Origin of the sequence: Streptomyces sp. NBC_00989, from assembly GCF_045162655.1 — a bacterium.
Lineage (GTDB): Bacteria > Actinomycetota > Actinomycetes > Streptomycetales > Streptomycetaceae > Streptomyces.
This window is the reverse complement of the sequence record NZ_CP108728.1, coordinates 1,456,878-1,478,420: the sequence shown is the minus strand read 5'-3', so window position 1 is coordinate 1,478,420 and position 21,543 is coordinate 1,456,878. Positions and strand designations below refer to the sequence as shown.

Below are 21,543 nucleotides of genomic sequence, written 5' to 3'. Positions count from 1 at the left end.
TGGGCAACGGGCGTCTCAGCGCCGGGAGTTGAGGTCGTCCACGGCTGCTCCCGCCTCGCCGATCGTCGTGTAGTCGACGGCGACGAAGTTCACCGGCCGACCGCGTTCCCGCTCGCAGCGGTGGACGCGGTCGAGCACGTACCGGCGGGCGTTGACCTTGCCCGCGTCCAGGCGGCTGCCGCCGTCGATGGTGATGAAGTGGTTGAGCAGGAACAGGCGTTTGTCGCTGCCGCCGCGATGCGGTACGCAGCTCATCGCGTCCGGGGTGCGGAACGCGAACGGGGTCTCCATGCCGTAGTCGTAGAAGTTCCGGTACCAGGACGCCGGACCGTCGGCCAGCTCGGCGAAGACGACCAGCCGACGCCCGCTGTCTATCATGGTGCCGAGGGTCGGCCAGGGCTTCGCGGGATCGGGGTCCGGGGTGTGGACCAGGTCGGTCAACCCGGCCTGAGCGAAGGCCCGTTCGGTGTCCTCGCCGCTGATCGCGTCCTGCACGATCAGGGTGACGACCTCGGTCGGATGGGCACGCATCCAGTCGCCGATCTCGCGCAGCGCGGGCACCAGTGCGATCGCCCCCGCCCGGCACACCGAGTGGCACAACCACAGCCCGTCGCGCGGCGGGTTGAACCTGTCCACGGCCGCCGCGATGAACTTCCGCTGTTCCGGGGTGAAATCGGACTCGGCGAGCCGCCGGGCGATCTCGTCCGGGCGCTCCCACCGGTAGGTGTCGATCTGCAGGGCACGCACACCGTCGTCCAACTGGGCGGAGATACCCGGGTCTTGGAGCGGACCGATGAACCGGTCGACGGTCGTCGACATCGCGTTGTGCGAGGTGAGGTAGGCGACCTCGTCGTAGGACCGGTCGCACAGTTCCGCACTGCCCTCGCAGGTGCGGGACGCGGCGGGAGTGACGGCGTACGGCACCAGCAGGAGGCCGGCGACGGCGGCGCCGCCCGTGGCCAGGGCGAGCCACCGGACGCGCGGGAGCGCGGGGACGCGCGGCCGGACCTGGAGGGCCCAGCCCACGCCGGTCAGGAGGGCGCCGGCCAGCACGGGCACCAGGGCCGTCGTCAGGGCGGTGGCCGTGAGCCGGTCCAGGGCGGTGCGCTGGACGTCGTCGACCAGCCGGGCCAGGCTCGGCGGCCAGGAACCCGGTGGATCGACGACCCGCCCGCCACTGACCAGCCGGAACAGGACGGCGACGAGCCCGGCCAGCACCCCGCCGCCCGCGAGCGACCAGCCCAGGGGGAGGAGCCGGCGGCCCGGAGGCGCCGGTCCTCCGCCGATCCACAGCACCACCAGGGCGACCACGAGAAGCGCCGAGGCGAGGGCCTCCGCGAGACCGAGCCCGACGGCGGTGTAGGCGCGGGCGCGATGGAGGGGTGCCAGGTCGTTGCCTGACGCGGCGAGGGTGTCCGTGAGATTCCAGGTGCCGCCGTCCACGGTCGCCCGGAGCTGGGCGGCGGCCGTACGGGTCCGGTCCGACACGAGGGCGGGGGCGACGGTGGCGAGCGCGGTCGCGGCATCACCGTCCCGCAGCGCCGTCTCGACCGCCGGACGCAGGGCGTCCCGTTCCGCCGCGGGCAGCCCGCTCACCAGCGTCCCGGCCGCCTGGCCCGCCTGCGCCTCGGTCAGCGGAAGAGCGGGCAGCCCGTCCGGTACGTGCCCCGCGACCACCGCGCCCAGAGCGGTGGACAGATCGGCCGAGAAGCGCTCGAAGTCGGGCTCGGGCCGGTCCTGGACGGAGGCGACGAGATCGCCGAAGTAGATCTGGGCCAGGTCGTTGAGGTTGGCGAGCACCGGGCGCAGATCCACGGTGAGGTCCAGCGAGTCGCGCGTGCCGCCCAGGTAACCCACCACGGCGTCGATCTGCTGCCGGGTGAGATCCCGGACCGTCCGCGGAGGCAGCACCAGCTTGAGGTTGGAGGTGACCTGGGCCTCCGGCACGGGCAGCCGGGCCAGCAGCCCCCGGGTGACCGCCGCCGTCCTCGGATCGACCAGCACCTGGTTGTACAGCCGGTCGTAGGCCTTCTGCTCGTCCAGCACGGACCGGTAGAAGCCTGGTGAGACCACGGTCGAGCGGGCCGTGGCCGCCATGGTGAGCACCGCCGTGGCGAAGACGGCCAGGACCACGGCCGCGATACGCGGCAGCCTGCGGGACGCGACGCCGACCGGGTCCATGACTCACATCGTCGTCCCGCCCCACCCGCCCCGCAAACGGACACGGGACACGGCGCTCACGTTCGCCCGTTCATCTGCTGCGTGAGCGCCCCGGGAACGTGAGCGTCGCGGCGTGCAGCGAGGCCAGCAGGTCCAACGGCCGTCGGTCCGGGAACTCCGCGCGGGTCAGGTTCATCGTGTACGAGAACCCGACCCGCTCGCCGGGCCAGGCACCGTGCCGTGAGCCTCCCGCGCCCGCATGGCCGAAGGTGTCGGGCGGCGGGCCGAACAGGCCCAGTTCCGTGCGGAGTTCGAAACCGGCGCCGTACGCCATCGGGGTGCCCCACAACGGCGAGACGCCCCTGCGCAGCTCCCGCCGCCCGAGCCGTACGGTCGCCTCGTCGAGCACCCGGACACCGTCCAACTCGCCTCCCTGGGCGAGGCAGGCATAGAAGCGGGCCATCGAACGGGCCGTCACATGTGCGCCCACGGCCGGAAGTTGGGCCCGGCGGAAGGCGGCGGAGTTCCACAGGGCGGGCGCGTCGGGGGCCAGTAGCGGATTGCGGGTCAGGACCTGCAAGGCGTCCCTCTCCTCGGCCTCGTCCGCCGGCCGCAGCACACCCGGCCCCGCGATCGTCGTCGCGACCCGGTGATGCTCCGCGTCCGGCAGGCCAAGCCAGATGTCCAGGCCGAGCGGACCCGCGAACTCGTCGGCGAACAGGGCGCCCACGCTCCGTCCGTCCACCCGGCGTACCAGTTCCCCGGTCAGCCAGCCCCACGTCAGCGCGTGGTACATGAACGCGGCCCGCGGATCGGTCGACGGTGCCTGTGCCGCGAGGAGCTTCGCCATGTGCTCGGGGTTCAGCAACTCCTCTGTGTCGACAAGCTGTTGTACGCCGGGCAGCCGCGCCTGGTGGGACAGGATCTCGGCGACGGTGATCCGCTCCTTGCCGGCCGCGGCGAACTCCGGCCAGTAGCGGGCGGCCGGGGCGTCCAGTTCCAGCAGACCTCGCTCGACCAGCAGCAACACGCACGCGGTCGTCAGGCCCTTGGCTCCGGAGAAGACGAGCTGGAGCGTGTCCGCCCGCCACGGCCGCCCTGTTCCGCGGTCGGTCGCCCCGGCCCACAGGTCCACGACGGGTTCGCCGTCCCGGTACGCGGCGAAGGCGGCACCCACCTCCCCGTACCGCTCGACGTTGGTGGCGAAGACTTCCCCGACCTTCTCGAAGCCGGGTGCCGTGCGGCCCTGGACGTCCATCACACCCCCTGCGCCGACAGCAGGGCGAGGCCCGCCTGCTTGGCGTCCTCGGCGGCCCGGCCGTGCGGGTCGTGGTGGTCGGCCACGACCGTGGCGCCCTCCAGCAGGATCAGCAACTGCCGCCCCAGGAGGGCCGGTTCACGGGCGCCGGCGCGTTCGGCGATGCCGGTGAGCAGGTCGCCGTAGCGGGCCAGATGGCGGTCTGCCAGGGTGCGGGCGGGTGGAGCGTGCCGCTGCGTCGCCGCGTTGACGATCGCGCAGCCCCGGAAACCGGGCTGTCGGTACCAGTCGCCCAACACGTCGAAGAGCGCGGCGAGTTGGGCGCGCGGGTCGGGGCCCGCCGTCTCCACCGTCTCCGTCAGCCAGTGCACCACCCGGTCGCTCCTGGCCTCCAGAACCGCCTCGACGAGGCCGTCCTTCGAACCGAAGTGGCGGTACAGCGTCTCCTTGGAGGCGCCGACCGCCCGGCACAGCTCGGCCACGCCGACGCCGTCCAGTCCGCGTTCGTAGAGGATCTCGGTCGCGGAGGCGAGGAGTGTCGCGCGAGTGCGGTCGGGGTCCAGGGCCGTTCCTCTGGGTACGGGCATGGAGGAGATGGTACCGATCGGTTCGATGTGAGTCCATGATGTTGTCGAAGGATCAGTACGCTGGACACCATGGAAGATCACATAGCCGACCGCTCCGACCTCCGCGGCGACTGCGAGCGCTGCTTCGGGCTGTGCTGTGTGGCCCTGCCCTTCGCCGTCTCGGCCGACTTCGCGGTCGACAAGGCCGCCGGGACGCCGTGCCGGAATCTTCAGGGTGATCACCGCTGCGGCATCCACGCGAAGCTCCGGCCCAGTGGCTTCACCGGCTGCACGGTCTACGACTGTTTCGGCGCCGGGCAGCAGGTCTCCCAGGTCACCTTCGCCGGGCGGGACTGGCGCACGGCTCCCCGGGAGCAGGCGCGGCGGATGTTCGACGTGTTTCCCGTCGTACGGCAGCTCCATGAACTGCTCTGGTACCTGACCGAGGCGCTCACCCTGCCCGCCGCCGGGCCGGTCCACCCCGACCTGCGCCGGGCCCTGGCCCGTACCGGGGAACTCACGCGCGGGACCCCCGAAGAGCTCGGCGCACTCGATGTGCGCGCGCATCGGCAGATGGTCAACGAACTCCTGCTGCGGACCAGCGAGTTGGTGCGCGCCGGTGTGCGCGGCAAGAAGAAGGCGCGGCGGGGTGCCGACCTCATGGGTGCCCGGCTCAGGGGTGCCGATCTGAGCCGGGCCGATCTGCGCGGCGCCTACCTCATCGCCGCCGATCTCACCGGGGCCGATCTGCGCGGTGCGGATCTGATCGGGGCCGATCTGCGGGACGCCGATCTCACGGACGCGGATCTGACCGGCGCGTTCTTCCTCACCCAGCCCCAGGTCAACGCGGCCCGGGGGAGCGCCGGGACCAGACTGCCGGAGTCAGTCGTCCGTCCCGTGCACTGGACAGCGGGGCTCTGAGCCGCCGTTGTCTGGGACGGACACCGCTTCCTCGGCCGGCGGCGGCGTCGTCGTCGTGCGTCGGTCCAGGTGCAGGCGCAGCCCCTCCGGCATCAGCGTCAGACGCTCGGTCACGCGCAGCCGGTACGCCGGGTCGGGGCGCAGCTCGTAGCGGCGCAGCAGCAGACCGAGGACCAACGTCGCCTCGTGCAGGGCGAATTGGCGGCCGATACAGGCCCGCGCCCCCGTCCCGAACGGCTTGAAGGTGTGCGGGGCGCGCGAGCGCACGGCCTTGGCGTCGAAGCGGTCCGGGTCGAACTCCTCCGCGTCCGCGCCCCACACCTCGGGGTCGCGGTGCAGCATCGGTGTGAGGACCAGTGCCCAGGCGCCTCGGCGCATCGGGTGGATCCCGGCGAGTTCGGTGTCCCGGGTGGCCTCGCGGGCGTACGCGGGGGCCGTCGGCCAGAGGCGCAGCGACTCGTCGAGGACCCGGCGGACGTAGCGCAGCTTGGCGACCTGGTCGTAGCCCGGGGCCCGTGTGTCGCCCCAGACCTGGTCCACCTCGGCGCGGGCGCGGGCCGCGATCTCCGGGTGGCGGGCGAGGTAGTGCAGCGCGAAGGACAGGGAGCCCGAGGTCGTCTCGTGGCCGGCGACGAGGAAGGTGATGACCTGGCGGCGGACGTTCTCGGGGGAGAGGCGCTCGCCGGTCTCCGGGTGGGTCGTGTCGAGCATGCGGTCGAGCAGGTCGCCGTCGCCGCTCCCGCTCGCCTCGCGGCGGGTGTGCACCATCTCGTCGACCGTGCGGTTGAGGTAGGCGATGTCGGCCTCGTTGCGGCGGGTCGCGGTGCGCAGCAGGAGCGGGGCCAGGGGCGACGGTACGGAGTTGAGGCGTTGGGCGTAGCTGAGCGTGCCCACCATCGACGTCACGAAGGGGTGCGGGCGGTCGCGTTCGAAGGAGCCGAAGTCGTGGCCGAAGCCGGTGCGCGAGATCGTCTCCAGGGTCAGCTTGGTCATGTCGCCGGGGACGTCCACCGGGCGCCCGGCCGCCAGTTCGCCGTCCCAGTGGTCCGTGAGCCGCTCCGCCACGGACAGCATCATCGGGTGGTAGCCCGCCATCGCCTCGCGGCTGAAACCGGGGGCCAGGACGTCGTGCGCCAACTGCCAGTTGGGCTCGTGGTTGTACGCCGTGAACAGCCCGTCCCCGGCGACCGGCCGCAGGTTCGCGACCCCCAGCCCGACATGCTTGGCGAACCGCGACTCGTCCGCCATGTCGGCGACCAGGCCGGCGCCCCACACGAACACGAACTCCTTGCCGAAGGCCTTCCGCCGGAAGATCGGGCCCAGTTGGCGGGCGAAGCGGAGCGAGTCCTGGAGGGGAGTGCGCCGGTCGGCGCCGATGATGTCGCCGAGGAACGGGACCCGGCGCGGGGGATGCGGGATGCGGTCGAGGTGGGGCCAGCCCTGCTCGGCGTCCCGGAATCCCTTCGGCAGCGCGGTCGGCGTCGCCGTCGTCGTCTCCGCCATGACGCGATCTCCCTTGAGTCAGCGGCAGGTTGAGTCTGTTGTACGTGGGTTCAATAGCGGGTTTCAGTGTGATCCCGCTGTTGAACCGACGTCAAGTAAAGTGCGGGAATGGCCGCGAACCAGGGTGAGCGCACGCGCCGCCGGCTCAGCACCGAGGAGCGCCGGGAGCAACTCCTCACGGTGGGCGCGCGGTTGTTCTCGGAGGATCCCTACGACGACGTGCTGATCGAGCAGGTCGCCGAGATCGCCGGGGTCTCCCGCGGGCTGCTCTACCACTACTTCCCGACCAAGCGGGACTTCTTCGCGGCCGTCGTCGAGCGCGAGAGCGAGCGGATGCTGCGGATGACGGAGGCCGTGCCGGGCGTACCGGCCCGCGAGCAGCTCGCCGTCGCCCTCGACACGTATCTGGAGTACGTGCACAGCCACGCGCACGGCTACCGCGCCTTCCACCGCGCCGACGCGGCAGGGGACCAGACCGTACGGCGGGTCTATCAGCGGGCGTTGGCGGCGCAGGAGCGGCAGATCCTGGCCGCGCTCGCCGCCGATCCCGAGTTCGGGCCGGCCGTGGCGGAGCGGCCCGACGCGAAGCTCGCGGTGCGCGGGTGGCTGGCCTTCACCACCGCCGTCTGTCTGGAGTGGCTGCGGGGGCCGGAGTTGGGCCGGGAGCAGGTGCGCGATCTGTGCGCACGCGCGCTGTTGGGCGTCCTCTCGCCCTGAACGACTCCGGTGGCGCTCGCTCCGGACGACTTCTGTAGAGATTGCGTGGCGTGGTTGGCGTGCGCCCCGATCTTCGGTAAGTTAGGCAAGGCTTACCTAAGGAGGTTCAGGGATGGGTGACAGCCAGACGTGGACGGCCGTGCCTGCCGCGGCCGAGCGAGCCCGCTCGGTGCTCGCCGCCGCATGGTCCTGCGCGGTGACCGCGGAGGGCGGTCGCGAGGAGTTCGTCGGTGCGCACAGCGTGGACGACGACGGCCGGGTGCTCCTTCAAGTACCCGAGGACAGCGCCCTGTTGGCGGCCGCGATCTGCGCGCCGCGCGGAGAGCCGTCCGCCGTCCTGGAGTTCGCGGACGTCGCACCCGTCCCCGTGCGCAACCGTATCCGGGCCCGGTTGTGGCTGGCCGGGTGGTTCGTGCCCGAGGAGGGCCAACTCGCCTTCCGGGCAACGCGCGTGGTGCTGCGCCCGCCGACCGGCGCGGTCGTCGTCGACCTCGACGAGTTCGCCGCCGCCGAACCCGACCCGCTGGCACTGGCCGAGGCCCAACTGCTGACCCACCTCGCCGACTGCCACTCCGACGCGGTCGAGCGGCTCACCCGGCTCGTCGAACCCGACAGCCTGCACGGCGCGGTCCGCGTCCAGCCCCTCGCCGTGGACCGGCACGGACTGACACTGCGCATCGAGCGCGTCCGCGCCCACGGCGACGTACGGCTGCCGTTTCACGCGCCCGCCGACTCCGTCACCCACCTCACCGAGCGCATGCATGTGCTGCTCACCCAGGCCAGCGCCGCGTCGTGCCCGCGCCCCCTACAGCGGCAGCGCACAGACGGCGACCGGTGAGGCGAACGGCTCGCCCGCGAGCCGCAGTTGACCCGTGCCGTCGTCCACGTGGAACACGCTGACCGTGCTCGACCTCTGGTTCGCGGTGAACAGCAGCGTCCCGTCCGGCGAGAGCGCGATCTGCCGCGGGAAGTCTCCGGACACCGGCACCGTGCCGAGCAGCCTGAGCCGGGCGCCGTCCGCCTCGACGGCGTACCGGGCGAGGGTGTTGTCGCCGCGGTTGGCGAGAAAGGCGTACGCGCCGTTCGACGTCACGAGGATCTGCGCCGGGTAGTTGGTGGCGTCGCCCGTGCTGCCGCTGGACTGCGGGTCCCCGATCGAGAGGGCGCCCGTGGCCGGGTCGTAGGCGCAGACCGCGACGGTGTCGTCGACCTCGTTCGCCAGGTAGGCGTACCGACCGCCGGGGTGGAACGTGAGGCTGCGCGGGCCCGCGCCCGCGCGGGTGTGCGCCTGCGAGACCTCGGTGAGCGTGCCCTTCGCGGTGTCCAGGCGGTAGGTGTACACCGTGTCGGTGCCCAGGTCGACGGCGAGGACATGGCCGCCGTCGGGACTGGTCACGAACTGGTGCGCGTGCGGGCCGTCCTGGCCCGGGCCCGGCTGCGGACTGGAGTGCTTGACGAGAGCGGTGCGTGCGCCGAGCGCGCCCGAGGCGTCGATCGGGTGCACGGCCACGCTGCCGGACGTGTAGTTCGCGCTGAGCAGCCAGCGCCCGGTGGGGTGCACGGACAGGTGGCAGGGGCCCGCTCCGCCGGTGCTCCGCGCGCCGAGGATCCTGCGGTCCGCCGGCCGTACGGCGGTCACCGCGCCCGCCGTCTGCTCGTCGACCGCGTACAGCGTGCGGCCGTCGGGGTGCACGGCGAGGTACGACGGGTCGGCGACCCCGGTGAGGGTGCCCGCGCCCGTGATCTGTCCGGTCGACGCGTCGTAGGTGGCGAGGCCGATGCCCGTGCCGCCGCCGTCGACCGAGGTGTACGTGCCGAGGTAGAGGGGGCGGGGGCCGGAGGCCTTGCCGGTGGAGGGTGGTGCGGCGGGTGCCGGTGTCTTCGCGGCCGTCGAGTCCGCTGCGGGAGTGGATTCGGGGTCGGCCGGTGCCGAGGCGGGTGCCGGGACCGCGATCACCGCCGCGGTTCCCCCCAGGGCGCCGATGAATCGGCGCCTGCTCCAGCCCTCGCGTGACGCCTCCGCACCACTCGTCATACCCACACCCTCAGGTCGTCGCTCGCCTCGGTCGTCACGGCAACCTTGGCGTGGGCGGGCCGCTGAGCGCAAGACCGGCAACGTGCGTTGCATCTGGTGCAACGCGCGCGTGGGTCACCAGTCGCCGTCCTCCACCGGCTTGCCCTGCGCGTCCTTGAGCGGCTCCACCTGGCCGGGCGTGGGCTGCTGCCAGGGTTCGTGGTCGTCGCCCAGCCAGTCGCCGACCGGCTTCACCGCCTCCAGGGTGTCGGTGGGGGCGAGATCCTCGGCGTCCTGGTCGTAGTAGTCGAACCAGGGGAGCCCCGCCCGGGTGTACGCGGCGCGGTCCACGGGCGACGGCGGCGGGGCCTCGCCGGTGATGCGGCGCCACTCCGGGGGCGTCACCAGGTGCACGAACACCCGCCCGGCGGGCTCCTCGGCCCAGGCCTTCAGCGGGCGGTCGTCCTCGTAGACCTCCTGGCGCATCGAACCGCCGACACCGAGCCCCATGGCAGCGGCGGCCCGGGGGCTCGGCGCAGGCGGAGCGCCGGGCGCGGGGGCGGGCTGCGCGGACATCATCGGCATGGCGGGCATGCCGTAGCCCCCGGTCGGGAGGGCGGCCGTCCGTGCCCGTGACTGCTCCGACCGGCGGCGCTCCGCCTCGCGCCACTTCGCCAACTCCCGCTCGCCGAGCGGGAAGGACTGGAGCTGGACGCCGCCCCACACCTCCTCGCCCGTGACCTGCCCCTCGACCGTCGCACCGAGGCCGAGCGGGACCGCCACGAACTGACGGACCGTCCCCTTGCCGGAGTTGATGCCGTCGAGCCACGGCTGGCGGGGCAGCACCACATAGTTCTGCGGGTGCCGGGACAGCCGGTCGCTCCAGGGTTTCCCCGAGACCGCGCACACCTTGCCCACCCCGACCTGGAGGGCGGCGGGCTCGGCCGTGCCCGCGAAGCTCAGCCACATCGCCTCGCGCAGATACACCGGCAGCATCACCCCGCCGCGTGCCCGCCACTCCGCGGGCACCGTGTCCGGGAAGTCCGCGACCCGCCGGACCGGGAACTCGCCGAGCCCCGGCGGCAACGGATGCGTGCCCGTCTCGGGCAGGCGCAGGGTGCGGACGAACCGCACCGCCACCCCTCCGGGCAGCCGCAAGGTGTTCCCGTCGATCCGTACGGTGCTCTCGGCCATGCGCCCGCCCCCATCGTTCCGCTCTGCCGTAGGGAACGGCCCGCCCCTCATCGGCGTACTGCCGAAGGCGCCCCGCCCCCAGGTGACTCCGTCACCTAGAACGATCGGCGCCCCCGCCCTGGTTCCTGCGCAGCCGGTCCGGCACACCCACCCGCTCCCGCAACCAGGTCAGCCGGGGCATCCGCTCCCGCTGCTCACTGGTGCACCGGTCGAGTTCCTCCAGCAGCCGGCGCGAGCGGTGCTCGGTGTCCAGCTCGTCCAGCATGCGGTTGACCTCGGTCAGCACGGCACCCAGCAGCTGCCACTGGGCCGCGTCGCGCTGGACCTCCTCCAGGAGCAGCTGGGCCAGCTTGTCGCGGGTCGCGGCGGCCGTGTGCAGCTCGGTGGTGAGCCGCGACTCCGCGGACTCGGCGCTCACCGTCACATCGGTGGTCACCAGCACCGCGAAACTGACCACGGCGTCACCGATCTCGGACAGCAGCTGTTCTACGGCGGCGCCCGTCGGCGATGCGAACAGGGGCTCGGGGTCGCGCTGTTTCGCCAGGTCGGTGAAGGTACGGGCGAGAACACGGAGCACGACCGTGCAGATCTCCAGGGTGTCCAGGCCGGTCCGCAGTACCACCCGGTGCAGCAGTCCCTCCCGGACGCGCGGATTGAGCCGCAGGCTGTCCTCGGCCTGCCGCAGGGCCGCGTCCACCTCGACGATGTCGTGGTCGAGCCGCCGTGCCTCGTGCAGCCGGGCGGTGGCGTGGTCGACGGGGGTACGGCCCGCCGCCTCCTCGCCCATGCGCCGCATCAGCCGCCGTAGCCGACGGGCCAGCCCCTCGATCGACTCGCCGGCCTCGTCCACCCACACCGGGGGAGCGAGCAGCAGATTGCAGCCGAGTCCGACGACCGCGCCGATCAGTGTCTCCACCACCCGTGCCCAGGCCGTGTTGCCGACCGTGGTGACCCCGAGGACCAGCATCGCGCTGATCGCCACCTCGGGCACGTACTCGTCGACCTTGACCAGCCGCCCGACGACCAGCGCGGCGACGATCAGCAGGGCCAGGCTCCACCAGGTCAGACCGACCAGCAGACTGAAGGCGATGGCGACGAGGACGCCCGCGACCACGGCGTTCACCCGGCGGATGCCGTTGGTGAGAGTGGCGTAGAGGGTGACCTGGACGACGAGGAGCGCGGTCAGGGGAGCGGTGAGCGGCGCGGGCTCGGGGCTCAGGCGCAGTGCGACGACGTACGCGACCGTCGCCGCGGTCGCCGACCGCAGCGTCTGGACGACCACCGGGTCCCGGTGCCGTCCCAGGAACCGCACCAGTGGCGCCGTCCACTCACGGACATCTCGCATCCCTGGCCTATTCCCTTTCAGAGGTGCGCTGAACGTGCTCGTTGAGGACCGTAGCTGTCCGCAAGGCCTCCTAGATTGGCATCACCGCACAGCGCGAAGGGGAGAGGAACGTTCATGACGAACATCCAGGGCATCGAGGTACTGACCCGCTCGCACGACTATCTGCGCGAGGTGGTGGCCGCCGTGCCCGAGACGGCCTGGGCGGCGCCCACGCCGTGCAGCGAGTGGACGGTACGGCAGGTCCTCAACCACGCACGCATCGACCAGCAGGCCTACGGCCTCGTCCTCACCGGCGACCGGCCCGGCTCCGACCCCTTCCACCCCGCGGACGCCCTGGACGGGGACCCGGTCGCCGAACTCGACAAGGTGCTCCGCGCGGTGGCGGACGGCTACGCCCACCTGCCCGCCGACGCCGGCCAGGTGCCGACCCCGCTGGGGCCGATGCCCCTCCCGTTCGCCGCGGCGACGGCCGCCATGGACGCGGCCGTGCACGCCTGGGACATCGCGGCGGCCACCGGTCAGAACCGGCCGCTGGGGGTGGACCTGGCCGAGGGGATCTGGCCGGCGGCGGACCGGCTCGTCGATCAACTCCGGGACTCCTACCGGGTGTTCGCGCCCGCACTGGAGGTGACGGACGAGTACGACCGGTCCGAGGCGCTCCTCGCCTTCCTCGGCCGCGACCCGCACTGGACACCCGCCGGCTCCTGAGGGAAACCCCACCCCGGTACGGAGGACCACCGGATGGTCCCCGCCCCGGGCGCCCGCGACCCTCGGACGATGACACGGCATCGGACCGGACTGATCCTGACCCTGCTCATCAGCCTCGGCGCCGTCGCGGCCGGCACCCCGGACGCGACGGCAGCACCTCCGACCCCATCGGCCTCCGCACAGCCAACTCCCTCTACCTCGGCCGTGGTTGCGGCCCTCGACCGCTCCGCCCACCCGCTGCGGACCGTCGAACCGGGCGGTACCACCGACGACCTGCGCCCCCTCGACCGGATGATCGGCGGCGCCCGCGTCGTCGGCCTCGGCGAGGCCACCCACAGCTCCCACGACTTCCTCGCCCTCAAGGACCGCGTCTTCCGCCACCTCGTCGAGAGGGAGGGCTTCCGCACCTTCGCCCTGGAGGGCGCCTGGAGCACCGGCCTGCGCCTGGACGACTATGTCCTGTACGGCAAAGGGGACCCGCGGCGCATCTTCCGCGAGGAGTTCCAGCGCGACTACCTGTGGTGGAACAACACCGACTATCTGAAGCTCGTCGAGTGGATGCGCGCGTACAACGTCCGGCATCCCGGCGACCCCGTGCGCTTCATGGGCGACGACATCGGCTGGGCCGGACCCGAGCTCTACGACTCGGTCACCGCCTATGTGGCCGACCACTACCCCGAGTTGAGCTCCCGGCTCGCCGAGCTGTACCGGGGGCTGCGGCCCACCGTGCCGGCCGGGACGTACATCGAGCAGTACCTGGACAAGCCGTACGCCGAACGGCAGGACATGGCCGAACGCACCGGCCGCGCACTGGAGTTGCTGAAGAAGCAGTCGCCGGGGAAGGACCGCGAGGCGTACGACTGGGCCGTACAGGACGCGGCCGTCCTCGACCAGGTGGCCCGGCAGTACGACTTCGACTTCGCCGACCCCGCACAGGTCCCCGCGGCCATGCGCTACCGGGACGAGACGATGGCGGCCAACGTCGTCTGGTGGCAACGGCACACCGGCACCAAGGTGTTGCTGTCCGCCCACGACGCCCACATCGGCTATGTGTCGTCCGATCCCGCCAACTACCCCAAGATGCAAGGAGCGTTCCTGCGCGACCAACTCGGCTCCGGGTATCGCGGCGTGGGCCTGACCTTCGACCGGGGCTCGTTCAACGCCACCGGCCCGGACGACGCGATCCACCGCTGGACGCTGGGACCGGCCGGGGCGGGCAGCAACGAACGGACCCTGGACCAGGTGCGGTTCACCGACTACCTGGTCGATCTGCGCTCGGTGGGATCACCGGCCCGTACGTGGCTGGCGACGGCACGGCCGACCCGCAGCATCGGCACCGACTACCCGGAGGACCCGCGGAGCATCGCCCTGGCCCGCAGCTACGACGTCCTGATCCACCTTCACTCGGTCACGGCGGCCCGGCTGCGCGACCGATAGCCCGCGATCTTCGCGAGGTTGCCGCAGCGGTCCATCGAGCACCAACGGCGGCGGCGGGCCTGGGAGTCGTCGAGGAACAGCAGGGAACACTCCGGGTTCTCGCACTCCTTGACCCGCTCCAGCAGCGGACTGCCCACCAACAGAACGCCGTCCCGGGCCACCGTCGCCAGCGCCGCGCGCGCCGGATGCGCCGACTTCCAGCGTTCCGCGCCCAGTTGGGGCGCGAGATCCGGCCGCGCGGCGGCCTCGTTGACCCGCTCGACATCGGCCGCCGCCGGCTCCCGGCCGGCCATCGCGTCCCGTACGACGCGGTAGAGCGCCTCGCGCAGGGTGCGCGCGTCCGTCAGCTCCCGGGCCGTGACCCGCACCGGCCCGGCACCCGCCGACAGCTCGGCCTCCGTGATCCAGCCGGCCAGGGCCGCGGGGTCGGGGAGCCGTTCGACGGGGGTGCCGTGCCGTTTGCCGAGGGTCGCCACGAAGTTCAGGCACGGGCGACCGCCGATGAACGGGAAGACGGGCGGGATGGTCATGGCAGCGAGCTTACCTCGCGTACACCGGTTCATGCGGTGTACGCAAGGGCGGTCGACGGCGACCGGCAATACCCGACGAGCCTTGACACCGGTTCGTCCGGTGTCGCATGGTGACACTAGTTCAAGAGGTGTCAGTCGGGTCGGCCCGGATTCGGTGGCCGTGACAGGGAGCAGGTGCGGTATGCGTGCGGTACGGATCGACGAGTTCGGCGGGCCCGAAGTGCTGGTACCGGTCGAGGTGCCCGACCCGGTCGCGGGCCCCGGGCAGGTGCTGGTGCGGGTCGCGGCGGCGGGCGTGAACCGCGCGGACGCCCTGATCAGGTCCGGGAACTACCACCGGGCCGGAAAGCCGCCGCTGATCCCGGGAGTGGAGGGAGCCGGTACGGTCGCCGCGCTGGGGGAGGGTGTCACCGGATTCACCGTCGGGCAACGGGTCGTGGCCCTCGACGGCGTGAACTCACCCGGTTTCTACGCCGAGTTGGCGGTGGTGCCCGCCACCCAGGTCACCGCCCTGCCGGACGGCATCGACCTCACGCACGCCGCCGCGCTGCCCGTCGCCTGGCTGTCGGCCTGGTACTGCCTGCGGCACCTCGCCCGCGTCACCAAGGAGGACACGGTGGTCGTGAAGGCCGCCGCGAGCGGGGTCGGCAGCGCGGCCGTACAGATCGCCGCCGAGACCGGCGCCCGGGTCATCGCCCTCGCCGGATCACCCGAAAAGGCCGCCTGGGCAGGGGAGTTCGGCGCTCACGCCACCCTCGACACCTCCGCCCACCCGGATGACGCCGAGGTCGACGAGGTGCTGCGGCTGACCGGCGGACGGGGCGCGGACGTCGTCCTCGACACCGTCGGCGGCCCGGCCTTCGGGCGCGGCCTGCGCGAGATCGGACACGGCGGCCGGGTCGTCGCCCTCGCCAATGTGGCCCTGGAGCCGAGCACCGTCGACACCCGCGACTTCTATCCGAAAAACGCGTCGATCCTCGGCTTCCAGCTCACCAACCTCCAGATCCACGGCGGCTACGACCCGCGCGCGGACCTGCGTGAACTCGCCGAGCGGGTGGCCGTGGGCACGTACCGGGTGCCGATCGAGACCGTCGTGCCCCTTGCCGAGGCGCGGACCGCCCACGAGCGGCTGGAGCGGCGGGACAACCGGGGCAAGATCGTGATCGCCGTGGGGGAGGACTGAGGTCAGACGTACAGCTTGTCCAGGAACGCGGTCAGATTGCCCACCGTCCGGTCGATCTGCTGCTCCACGGTCAGGCTCTCCTCGATGCGGATGCCCGACTCGGGGATCTTCCTGCCCCGGGCGTAGAGGGAACAGGCGAGGTCGGTGCACATGTACAGGCCGACCGAGTTGCCTTCGCGGCCCGCCGGTCCCGCCTTGCGCGCGGTCATCAGGGAGACGCCGCCGCCCGGGTGGGTCGTCACGCACAGCGAACACATGCTCCGGTGCAGGAAGCCGCGCTGCGAGGACGGGAAGCGGAACGTGACGCCGATCAGCCCGTCCGCCCGCTCGGTGACGAGGTAGCTGCGGTCGGGCGCCCCGGGATCTCGCCAGCCCAGGAAGTCCAGGTCGCCCCAGGGGCGGGTGTCGAGATCGCGGGGGACGGCCAGTCGCTTGGCCTCGCCCTTCGAGCAGTTGACAAAGGAGTTGCGGATGTCGTGCTCGGTGAGTGATCTCATGGGGGAGCCTCCTGGGGCGGTGTCCGTCGGGGTGGCGTCGGATGGGGTGGTGCCCGTTTCCGAAACCTAGGGGGTCTAGGTTTCGGCTCAGGGTAGTAAGGCGAGGGGTGGAGGAGCCAATGGATTTCGGGGGCGTCGGCGCGCGACAGGCACGGGCTCTGCGGCATGTGGCGGAGCGCTCCTCGGGTCCGGCCGTCGACGTGGGCCTCCGCATCACGTTGAACTTCCACCCCGACCGCACGGCGACGGCGACCGGCCGCCCGATCCTCGACGCGCTGGCCCAAGACGGCACGTACCACTCGCAGTTCGTCACCGGCACCAGCAACGGCGGCCTCACCGCCCGCCCAGGCGGCGACCGTTGGCGCTGGGAGAGCCGGATCTTCGCCGGTGCCTACGACGGGGCGCCCGCACCCGAGCGACCGGTGTACGGCGCCCTGAACTTCAGACGCCAACTGGTCGGCGCGGCCCCGCGGTTCGGCTCCTCGCACTTCCGGCTGAGCGGTACGGCCCTCGCCCGCGCGACCTTCTGCTACCCGGACAGCGCGGCCGAACCGACCGACTTCGGCGTCGCCTCCGGCATGAACCTGATCGCGCTCGCCGAGGACGACGACCAGGACGCGCTGAACGACTACATCGAGACCCAGGTGCACGGAGGTGTCGTCCTGGCCCGGGACATGGAGGCCCTCGTCCTGGACGCGAGCTACCGCGGCACCCCGGTCGAGACCGCCGCCCGCCGCCTGCCCTGCCCCGTCGAATGGCACCCCGGCTACCGGCTCACGGTGGCCGAGCTGCGGAGGCACGCGGACTACCGGGGGCAGGAGTACGCCGAACTCGGCGCCCGCATCGCCGAGTCCGGTGTCGTCGACCCGCGCGTCATCGGCGACGCGGCCCGCACCGGTCGCCACGAACTCCAGGACCTGAAGATGGTGTGGCACACCCTCGCCCGCTTCGGGGCGCCGGAGGGAGCGGGTACGGCCTACCGCTCGTCGGCGTCCGTGCCGGGCACCGGCGGCCACACCCCCGGCGTCAGCACCCCAAGTGCGTAGGCGCGGGCGACCAGTTCGGTACGGTTCGCCGCGTCCCAGCGGGCCGACAGCCGCCGTAGGTGATAGGTCACGCCGTCCGTCGTGAGGCCGGTCTCGCGGGCCGCGCGGGCGGTCGTGGCGCCGCCGGCGAGCAGCGCCAGGATGCGGGCCTCGATCGGGGTGACCTGCGCGGGGGCGTCCGGGCCGGGCCCGCCGTCCCGGGGTTCGCCCTCGCCCCGCACGCGGAGCATGACCAGCAGGGCCGGCGTCTCCTCGACCGTGTCGCTGACCGGGTCGGCCGTCAACTCCCCATGGCGGTCGGCGCCGTTCGGGGCCCGCCACCGTACCGACACCTGGTACCGCGACCGGTGCCGCAGCCGCAGCGCCTGCGCGATCCGCTCCACCTGTCCCGACTCCTGCGGCTGGAACAGGTCGAGCACGTCCCGGCCGCGCAGCCGGCCCGGCGTCGTACCGCACTCCGCCGCCATCGCGGGATTGGCCACCTGCACCGAGCCGTACACGTCGCACACCGCGACCGGCACCGCCACCCGGTCGAAGAGCATGAGGGCACGGTTGCGCCACACCACGCCCTCTCTGCGCGACCAGTCCACCCGTACCTCCTGCGACGCCCTCGCGCCCAACACCATCATGCGCCTCAGTGGCACTTCCCACTGCCGCTGAGGCAGGGCGTGTAGTGGACGGTCGGGGTGGGTGTGGGGTCCGGATGCGCGCGGTCGTAGTCCTGCTGCGAGCCCGTGACCAGTGCGCCCAGGAGCAGGGCGACGAGGAGGTGCGACACCAGTGTCCACGGTGCGCGGGACAGCGCCGCGAGAACCGCCAGGGCGATCACGACGTAGAGGAAGACTTCCAGCGAGGCGATCTCCGCGAGCGCCGCGGTGTCGATCTCGTCCGGGTCCCCTTGCGCGGCCCAGTTCTTCATGCCGTAGCCGAAAATGATCCATGCCAGGACGGCGATCTCGCCGATGAACAGGGCGATGGCGGTGGTGACGTCCGAAGCGGTGGAGGTCCTGTTGGACCACGGCCGTCTGCTGCGCAGCGGAGGGCATTCGGGCAGTGCCTGAGTCATGGGTCCACCCTGCCGGGGCGGTCGCGGGGCGCACATGAGTACGCGCACTCAGTTAGCCGGACCGTGCCGTCCGCGCAAGACGCCATCGGTGCTTTTCACTACACGATCATGTAGTCCCGTGGCGCGGGCCGCCGGGACGGGGCGAGCAGGCTGGAGCGCAGTACTTCCGTACCGCGAAAGGCCGTTGTCGCGCCATGCCCCCCACCGCGCCGCACCCCCAGCCCGTCGACACGCTCCCCGGCGTGCCCGTCGTCGACATCACCGCGACCGGCCCCGGTCGCACCCCGATGCAGCAGATCATGGACCTGATGCACCGTCACGGACCGGTGTTCGTACGGCGGTTGCACGGACGGGACACGCTGTTCGTCAGTGATCTGGACCTGGTGACCGACCTCGCCGACGAGCGGCGGTTCGCCAAGCACATCGGCCCCGCCCTGGAGAACGTCCGGGCCTTCGCCGCCGACGGACTCTTCACGGCGTACAACGACGAGCCCAACTGGGCCAAGGCGCATGACATTCTGATGCCCGCGTTCGCGCTCGGCTCGATGCGCACCTACCACCCCGTGATGCTGAAGGTGGCCCGCCGGCTCGTCGAGTCCTGGGACCGCGGGGCCCGTGCCGGGCAGCCGGTCAACGTGCCCGACGACATGACCCGGATGACCCTCGACACCATCGGACTCGCCGGATTCGACTACGACTTCGGGTCGTTCGAGCGGGACGAGCCGCACCCCTTCGTCGAGTCCATGGTCCGGTGCCTGGAGTGGAGCATGACCCGGCTGGCGCGCGTCCCGGGCGAGGACCACTCGGCGGCCGACGCGGCCTTCCGGGCCGACGCCGACCACCTCGCCCAGGTCGTCGACGACGTCATCGCCGCCCGCACCGGCACCGACCAGGGCGACGCCGGGGACCTCCTAGGGCTCATGCTCAGCGCCGAGCACCCGGCCGACGGCACGACGCTCGACACCGCCAACATCCGCAACCAGGTGATCACTTTCCTCGTCGCGGGCCATGAGACGACGTCCGGCGCGATGTCGTTCGCGCTGTACTACCTGGCCAAGCATCCGGCGGTGCTCCAGCTCGTGCAGCGCGAGGTGGACGCGCTGTGGGGCGACACGGCGGACCCGGAACCGACGTACGACGAGGTCGGCCGGCTCACCTACACCCGCCAAGTCCTCAACGAGGCACTGCGGTTGTGGCCCACGGCCGCCGCGTTCAGCCGGCACGCCCTGGAGGACACGGTGCTCGGCGGACGTGTTCCGCTCCGTGCCGGGCAGGCCGTCACCGTGATCGCCCCGATGCTGCACCGGCAGCCCGGCTGGGGCGACAACCCCGAACTGTTCGACCCCTCGCGCTTCACGCCCGAGGCGGAGGCGGCCCGTTCCGTGCACGCCTTCAAGCCGTTCGGCACCGGTGAACGCGCCTGCATCGGGCGGCAGTTCGCACTGCACGAGGCGACCATGCTGCTCGCGATGCTCGTCCACCGCTACCGGCTGCACGACCACGCTGACTACGAACTCACGGTGAAGGAGACCCTCACCCTCAAGCCCGACGGCTTCACGCTCACCCTCACCCCGCGCACCCCCGCCGACCGCGTGCACGGTCCGCTGCCCGGCGCCGTCGACGCACCCGCGACCCCCACGGCCGACACCACCACCTTGCCCGCCCGCGTCCGCCCGGGCACCGCGGCCCTCTTCCTGCACGGCAGCAACTACGGCACCTGCCGCGAGTTCGCCGCCCAACTGGCCGATGAAGCGGCCGTGTTGGGGTGCTCGGTGGAAGTGGCACCGCTGGACGCGTACGCCGACGGACTGCCCGCCGACCGGCCCGTCGTCATCACCTCCGCCTCCTACAACGGCCGCCCCACCGACGACGCCCTCGCCTTCGCCGCCTGGCTGGAGGAGACCCACGACCTCACCGGCGTGACGTACGCCGTCCTCGGCGTCGGCGACCGCAACTGGGCCGCCACCTACCAGCACATGCCGATCCGCATCGACGCCCGCCTCGCCGAACTCGGCGCCACCCGACTGACCGACCGCGCCGCGGCCGACGCCTCCGGCGATCTCACCGGCGCGGTACGGGAGTTCACGGCCCGGCTGCGCACCGCACTCCTGGAGACGTACGGCGATCCAGACGCCATGGCCGCCGCCGAACCCGCCGAACCGGCCACCGGCTACGAGGTCCGCACCCTCACCGGCGGCCACCTGGACGCCCTCGCCGAACGGCACGCTCTCATCCCCATGACCGTCACCGAGGCCCACGACCTCACCGCACCGGGCCACCCGCGCCGCAAGCGCTTCGTGCGCGTGGCCCTGCCGGACGGGACCACCTACCGCACCGCCGACCACCTGACCGTCCTGCCCGCGAACGCGCCGGGTCTGGTCGAGCGCGCCGCCGCGGCCCTCGGCGTCGACCTCGACACCGTGCTGGACATCCGCCCGGCCCGCCCGCGCCGCGACGGCCTCGCGGTCGACCGGCCCGTGACGGTACGTCAACTCCTCACTCATCACGTCGAGTTGCAGGACCACCCGACCGCCGGCCAACTGATCGCACTGGCCGCCGCGAACCCCTGCCCACCCGAGCGCATGGCCCTGGCCGCCCTCACCGACGACCCGCGCACCTTCGTCGAACTCGTCGAGGACCACCCGGCGTTGCGCGGCGCCGTGGACTGGCCCACGCTCCTCGAACTCCTCACCCCGCTGCGCCCCCGGCACTACTCGATCTCGTCCTCGCCCGCCGTCGACCCCGTCCATGCGGACCTGATGGTCTCCCTGCTGGAGGCCCCGGCCCGCTCGGGCAAGGGCGTCTACCGGGGCACGGGGTCCGGTCACCTCAACACCGTCGCGCCGGGCGACACGGTGTACGCCCGCGTCCAGCCGTGCCGCGAGGCCTTCCGGATCGACGACTCCACCCCGGTCGTGATGATCGCGGCGGGCACCGGTCTCGCCCCCTTCCGCGGAACCGTCGCCGACCGTACGGCAGCACTGGCGGGTGGCGCCGAACTCGCCCCAGCCCTCTGCTACTTCGGCTGCGACGCCCCCGACGCCGACTACCTCCACGCCGACGAACTGCGCGCCGCCGAGCGCGCCGGAGCCGTCTCGCTCCGACCGGCGTTCAGCGCGGCCCCGGAGGGCGAGGTGACTTTCATCCAGCACCGTGTCGCCGCCGAGGCCGACGAGGTGTGGGCCCTGCTGGACGCGGGCGCCCGGGTGTTCGTCTGCGGCGACGGCTCGCGCATGGCGCCAGGCGTGCGGGACGCGTTCCGTACCCTGTACCGGGACCGCACGCCCGGCGCCGACGACGAGGCCGCCGAGCGGTGGCTCAACACACTGATGGCGGACGGGCGTTACGTCGAGGACGTGTACGCCGCCGGCTGACCGAGAGGGAGAGGTGGGCGCACG

The 21,543-nt window shown here is 72.4% G+C and carries 19 protein-coding genes; 8 read left to right on the top strand and 11 right to left on the bottom strand.

The features are described 5' to 3' along the window. Positions 1-15: 15 nt before the first annotated feature. From OG714_RS06705 to OG714_RS06695, 3 genes are all read right to left on the bottom strand, one after another. Entirely contained in the window at positions 16-2,181 is a 2,166-nt protein-coding gene (locus OG714_RS06705) for a hypothetical protein (RefSeq protein WP_406119244.1), read from the bottom strand. Between the two features lie 70 nt (positions 2,182-2,251). Continuing rightward, positions 2,252-3,418, bottom strand: a complete 1,167-nt coding sequence (locus tag OG714_RS06700) for a serine hydrolase domain-containing protein (RefSeq protein WP_406119242.1) — start codon at positions 3,416-3,418, stop codon at positions 2,252-2,254. Beyond that, the gene (locus tag OG714_RS06695; RefSeq protein WP_406119241.1) at positions 3,418-4,005 is read right to left on the bottom strand and encodes a TetR/AcrR family transcriptional regulator; all 588 of its coding nucleotides are present in this window, start codon (positions 4,003-4,005) and stop codon (positions 3,418-3,420) included. The genes OG714_RS06700 and OG714_RS06695 overlap by 1 nt, the downstream gene beginning before the upstream one ends. 69 nt (positions 4,006-4,074) lie before the next feature. On the opposite strand from OG714_RS06695, the gene OG714_RS06690 reads away from it, so the two are divergent. After that, the gene (locus OG714_RS06690) at positions 4,075-4,905 is read left to right on the top strand and encodes a pentapeptide repeat-containing protein (RefSeq protein ID WP_406119240.1); all 831 of its coding nucleotides are present in this window, start codon (positions 4,075-4,077) and stop codon (positions 4,903-4,905) included. Here OG714_RS06690 and OG714_RS06685 read toward each other — a convergent pair. Further along, positions 4,867-6,408, bottom strand: coding sequence for a cytochrome P450 (locus OG714_RS06685; protein WP_406119239.1), 1,542 nt, complete (start codon positions 6,406-6,408; stop codon positions 4,867-4,869). The genes OG714_RS06690 and OG714_RS06685 overlap by 39 nt on opposite strands. 108 nt (positions 6,409-6,516) lie before the next feature. Here OG714_RS06685 and OG714_RS06680 point away from each other — a divergent pair, with 108 nt between their 5' ends. Then, positions 6,517-7,125: a TetR/AcrR family transcriptional regulator gene (locus OG714_RS06680; protein ID WP_406119238.1), complete on the top strand. Its 609-nt coding sequence runs from the start codon at positions 6,517-6,519 to the stop codon at positions 7,123-7,125. A gap of 112 nt (positions 7,126-7,237) precedes the next feature. Continuing rightward, entirely contained in the window at positions 7,238-7,963 is a 726-nt protein-coding gene (locus tag OG714_RS06675; RefSeq protein WP_406119237.1) for a DUF2470 domain-containing protein, read from the top strand. On the opposite strand, the gene OG714_RS06670 is transcribed toward OG714_RS06675, so the two are convergent. The 3 genes from OG714_RS06670 to OG714_RS06660 form a co-directional block, all read right to left on the bottom strand. Then, positions 7,931-9,160: a lactonase family protein gene (locus OG714_RS06670; protein ID WP_406119236.1), complete on the bottom strand. Its 1,230-nt coding sequence runs from the start codon at positions 9,158-9,160 to the stop codon at positions 7,931-7,933. The two genes, OG714_RS06675 and OG714_RS06670, sit on opposite strands and share 33 nt — an antisense overlap. Before the next feature lie 114 nt (positions 9,161-9,274). Further along, positions 9,275-10,333 carry a hypothetical protein gene (locus OG714_RS06665; protein WP_406119235.1) on the bottom strand — a complete coding sequence of 353 codons (1,059 nt, stop codon included), beginning with the start codon at positions 10,331-10,333 and terminating at the stop codon, positions 9,275-9,277. 91 nt (positions 10,334-10,424) lie between these two features. Beyond that, positions 10,425-11,678, bottom strand: coding sequence for an FUSC family protein (locus OG714_RS06660; protein WP_406119233.1), 1,254 nt, complete (start codon positions 11,676-11,678; stop codon positions 10,425-10,427). Between the two features lie 114 nt (positions 11,679-11,792). On the opposite strand from OG714_RS06660, the gene OG714_RS06655 reads away from it, so the two are divergent. Together OG714_RS06655 and OG714_RS06650 are read left to right on the top strand one after the other, a co-directional pair. Next, a complete protein-coding gene (locus OG714_RS06655) occupies positions 11,793-12,386 on the top strand; it encodes a TIGR03086 family metal-binding protein (protein WP_406119231.1) in 594 nt (197 codons plus the stop codon). Between the two features lie 69 nt (positions 12,387-12,455). Beyond that, a complete protein-coding gene (locus OG714_RS06650) occupies positions 12,456-13,823 on the top strand; it encodes an erythromycin esterase family protein (RefSeq protein ID WP_406119230.1) in 1,368 nt (455 codons plus the stop codon). Here OG714_RS06650 and OG714_RS06645 read toward each other — a convergent pair. Then, positions 13,787-14,353 (bottom strand): CGNR zinc finger domain-containing protein, encoded by a 567-nt coding sequence (locus OG714_RS06645; protein ID WP_406119229.1) that lies wholly within the window; start codon positions 14,351-14,353, stop codon positions 13,787-13,789. The two genes, OG714_RS06650 and OG714_RS06645, sit on opposite strands and share 37 nt — an antisense overlap. A 181-nt stretch (positions 14,354-14,534) precedes the next feature. On the opposite strand from OG714_RS06645, the gene OG714_RS06640 reads away from it, so the two are divergent. Further along, positions 14,535-15,536 carry a zinc-binding alcohol dehydrogenase family protein gene (locus tag OG714_RS06640; protein ID WP_406119227.1) on the top strand — a complete coding sequence of 334 codons (1,002 nt, stop codon included), beginning with the start codon at positions 14,535-14,537 and terminating at the stop codon, positions 15,534-15,536. Between the two features lie 2 nt (positions 15,537-15,538). Here the strand turns inward: OG714_RS06640 and OG714_RS06635 are convergent, their stop codons facing one another. Then, the gene (locus tag OG714_RS06635) at positions 15,539-16,033 is read right to left on the bottom strand and encodes an FBP domain-containing protein (RefSeq protein WP_406119225.1); all 495 of its coding nucleotides are present in this window, start codon (positions 16,031-16,033) and stop codon (positions 15,539-15,541) included. Between the two features lie 119 nt (positions 16,034-16,152). Between OG714_RS06635 and OG714_RS06630 the strand changes: the two genes are divergently transcribed. Continuing rightward, entirely contained in the window at positions 16,153-17,079 is a 927-nt protein-coding gene (locus OG714_RS06630) for a DUF3626 domain-containing protein (protein ID WP_406119223.1), read from the top strand. Here OG714_RS06630 and OG714_RS06625 read toward each other — a convergent pair. After that, positions 17,010-17,705: a PAS domain S-box protein gene (locus tag OG714_RS06625; RefSeq protein WP_406131739.1), complete on the bottom strand. Its 696-nt coding sequence runs from the start codon at positions 17,703-17,705 to the stop codon at positions 17,010-17,012. The two genes, OG714_RS06630 and OG714_RS06625, sit on opposite strands and share 70 nt — an antisense overlap. Positions 17,706-17,713: 8 nt before the next feature. Continuing rightward, a complete protein-coding gene (locus OG714_RS06620; RefSeq protein WP_406119221.1) occupies positions 17,714-18,145 on the bottom strand; it encodes a DUF6234 family protein in 432 nt (143 codons plus the stop codon). 194 nt (positions 18,146-18,339) lie between these two features. Between OG714_RS06620 and OG714_RS06615 the strand changes: the two genes are divergently transcribed. Continuing rightward, positions 18,340-21,519 carry a cytochrome P450 gene (locus OG714_RS06615; RefSeq protein WP_406119220.1) on the top strand — a complete coding sequence of 1,060 codons (3,180 nt, stop codon included), beginning with the start codon at positions 18,340-18,342 and terminating at the stop codon, positions 21,517-21,519. Positions 21,520-21,543 lie beyond the last annotated feature (24 nt).

What these genes read in the sequence shown, in the direction of transcription:
- OG714_RS06705 (WP_406119244.1), bottom strand. Translation starts at nt 2,181, where the DNA reads ATGGACCCGGTCGGCGTCGCGTCCCGCAGGCTGCCGCGTATCGCGGCC.
- OG714_RS06700 (WP_406119242.1), bottom strand. Translation starts at nt 3,418, where the DNA reads ATGGACGTCCAGGGCCGCACGGCACCCGGCTTCGAGAAGGTCGGGGAA.
- OG714_RS06695 (WP_406119241.1), bottom strand. Translation starts at nt 4,005, where the DNA reads ATGCCCGTACCCAGAGGAACGGCCCTGGACCCCGACCGCACTCGCGCG.
- OG714_RS06690 (WP_406119240.1), top strand. Translation starts at nt 4,075, where the DNA reads ATGGAAGATCACATAGCCGACCGCTCCGACCTCCGCGGCGACTGCGAG.
- OG714_RS06685 (WP_406119239.1), bottom strand. Translation starts at nt 6,408, where the DNA reads ATGGCGGAGACGACGACGGCGACGCCGACCGCGCTGCCGAAGGGATTC.
- OG714_RS06680 (WP_406119238.1), top strand. Translation starts at nt 6,517, where the DNA reads ATGGCCGCGAACCAGGGTGAGCGCACGCGCCGCCGGCTCAGCACCGAG.
- OG714_RS06675 (WP_406119237.1), top strand. Translation starts at nt 7,238, where the DNA reads ATGGGTGACAGCCAGACGTGGACGGCCGTGCCTGCCGCGGCCGAGCGA.
- OG714_RS06670 (WP_406119236.1), bottom strand. Translation starts at nt 9,160, where the DNA reads ATGACGAGTGGTGCGGAGGCGTCACGCGAGGGCTGGAGCAGGCGCCGA.
- OG714_RS06665 (WP_406119235.1), bottom strand. Translation starts at nt 10,333, where the DNA reads ATGGCCGAGAGCACCGTACGGATCGACGGGAACACCTTGCGGCTGCCC.
- OG714_RS06660 (WP_406119233.1), bottom strand. Translation starts at nt 11,678, where the DNA reads ATGCGAGATGTCCGTGAGTGGACGGCGCCACTGGTGCGGTTCCTGGGA.
- OG714_RS06655 (WP_406119231.1), top strand. Translation starts at nt 11,793, where the DNA reads ATGACGAACATCCAGGGCATCGAGGTACTGACCCGCTCGCACGACTAT.
- OG714_RS06650 (WP_406119230.1), top strand. Translation starts at nt 12,456, where the DNA reads ATGACACGGCATCGGACCGGACTGATCCTGACCCTGCTCATCAGCCTC.
- OG714_RS06645 (WP_406119229.1), bottom strand. Translation starts at nt 14,353, where the DNA reads ATGACCATCCCGCCCGTCTTCCCGTTCATCGGCGGTCGCCCGTGCCTG.
- OG714_RS06640 (WP_406119227.1), top strand. Translation starts at nt 14,535, where the DNA reads ATGCGTGCGGTACGGATCGACGAGTTCGGCGGGCCCGAAGTGCTGGTA.
- OG714_RS06635 (WP_406119225.1), bottom strand. Translation starts at nt 16,033, where the DNA reads ATGAGATCACTCACCGAGCACGACATCCGCAACTCCTTTGTCAACTGC.
- OG714_RS06630 (WP_406119223.1), top strand. Translation starts at nt 16,153, where the DNA reads ATGGATTTCGGGGGCGTCGGCGCGCGACAGGCACGGGCTCTGCGGCAT.
- OG714_RS06625 (WP_406131739.1), bottom strand. Translation starts at nt 17,705, where the DNA reads ATGGTGTTGGGCGCGAGGGCGTCGCAGGAGGTACGGGTGGACTGGTCG.
- OG714_RS06620 (WP_406119221.1), bottom strand. Translation starts at nt 18,145, where the DNA reads ATGACTCAGGCACTGCCCGAATGCCCTCCGCTGCGCAGCAGACGGCCG.
- OG714_RS06615 (WP_406119220.1), top strand. Translation starts at nt 18,340, where the DNA reads ATGCCCCCCACCGCGCCGCACCCCCAGCCCGTCGACACGCTCCCCGGC.